Below are 1,185 nucleotides of genomic sequence, written 5' to 3' on the forward strand. Positions count from 1 at the left end.
AGCAGGGCCTGCTGGCCGAGCTGCACACCGCCGATGCCCGGACCAGGCGGTGACCCGGCCCCGGCGGCGCAATCCACGACGCGCCCGGCCCCGGCCCCTGAGCAGGGAACGGGGCCGATGATCACGCAGCGGGCACCGCGCCGGGTCAGGCCTTCTTCAGGAACTGGGTCTTCAGGACCAGCCCCTTGACCTTCCTGGTGTTGCACTCGACCTCGCCGGCCCGTCCGGTGAGGCGGATGTTCTTCACCAAGGTGCCGCGCTTGAGGGTCTCGGACGTCCCCTTGACCTTCAGGTCCTTGGTCAGCGTGACGGAGTCACCGTCCGCCAGGGCGGTGCCGTTGCTGTCCTTCACCACGATGTCGCTCATCGATCTTTCCTTGCTGCTCGGGTCGTCCGGTTGCCGCACCACTGCCGTGGAACGAGCCGCTACAGCGGCAGGGTGATCCAGATGCTCTTGCCGCGCCCGTCCGCGTCCGCGCGGACGACGGCGCTGCCGCCGAGCTGGAGGGTGAGCTCGACGACGGTCGCCAGCCCTCCGGAGCCGGAGCCGGAGCCGGTGAACGCGGCGTGCAGGGCGGGCTGGTGGGGGTGACGGTCGTGGACGGCGAACGCGAAGGTGTCCGGGCCGCCCGCGAAGACGACCGTCAGGCTCGGGGAGAGTTCCGCGGCGTGCCGGACGCTGTTGGTGACCAGCTCCGCGACCATCAGCAACGCCGGATCCACGCAGGGGTGACGGCGGCCGACCCCCCATTCCGCCAGGACCTGTTCGGTGGTCTCACGGGCGATGCGAACGGCCGCCCCCATGGCGGGCAAGGTCAGCACATGCCGGTACGGGAGGGCTTCGAGTCCGGTGCTCACTTCGCCTCCGGGTGGACGCCGACGAGGGTGTCGTGGGTGACGGGGCCGGGCCGGTCGGTGCCGGGAGCGGTCCCGCCGGAGCCCACGGGGGTGGCCGGCCCGGCCCCGTCACCCAGGCCGGAGGAGACCCCGAAGCCCAGCGCGAGCGGCAGCGCCACGATCGCCACCGTCAGCCCGGCCGGCGGGTCGCGGCGCGGATCACGGCCCGTCGCCGCCGGATCGGCACGCGAGGGCAGCAGTGACCACAGCCGGGCACCGCCCCGTGCCAGAAGGGTGCTCACCGGGCCGTGACCTCGGCTTCCCACAGCTCCGCCAGCAGTCCGTTCC

Annotated in this window: 2 protein-coding genes and 1 pseudogene; all 3 read right to left on the bottom strand. The window is 72.7% G+C overall.

Annotation, left to right across the window (positions count from 1 at the left end; genetic code table 11):
* Nucleotides 1–145 precede the first annotated feature (145 nt).
* Nucleotides 146–367, bottom strand: coding sequence for an alkylphosphonate utilization protein (locus ACFVH0_RS40500; protein ID WP_385828438.1), 222 nt, complete (start codon nt 365–367; stop codon nt 146–148).
* A gap of 59 nt (nt 368–426) precedes the next feature.
* Nucleotides 427–858: an ATP-binding protein gene (locus ACFVH0_RS40505; RefSeq protein WP_385828439.1), complete on the bottom strand. Its 432-nt coding sequence runs from the start codon at nt 856–858 to the stop codon at nt 427–429.
* 65 nt (nt 859–923) lie between these two features.
* Nucleotides 924–1,139 (bottom strand): annotated as a pseudogene (locus ACFVH0_RS40510) (sodium-independent anion transporter); the annotation flags it as partial.
* Between the last annotated feature and the right edge of the window lie 46 nt (nt 1,140–1,185).

This window comes from Streptomyces sp. NPDC127117 (genome assembly GCF_042677325.1).
Classification (GTDB): Bacteria; Actinomycetota; Actinomycetes; order Streptomycetales; family Streptomycetaceae; genus Streptomyces.

Excerpts from the sequence above, each read along its gene's own strand:
- ACFVH0_RS40500 (WP_385828438.1), bottom strand. The coding sequence starts at position 367 with ATGAGCGACATCGTGGTGAAGGACAGCAACGGCACCGCCCTGGCGGAC.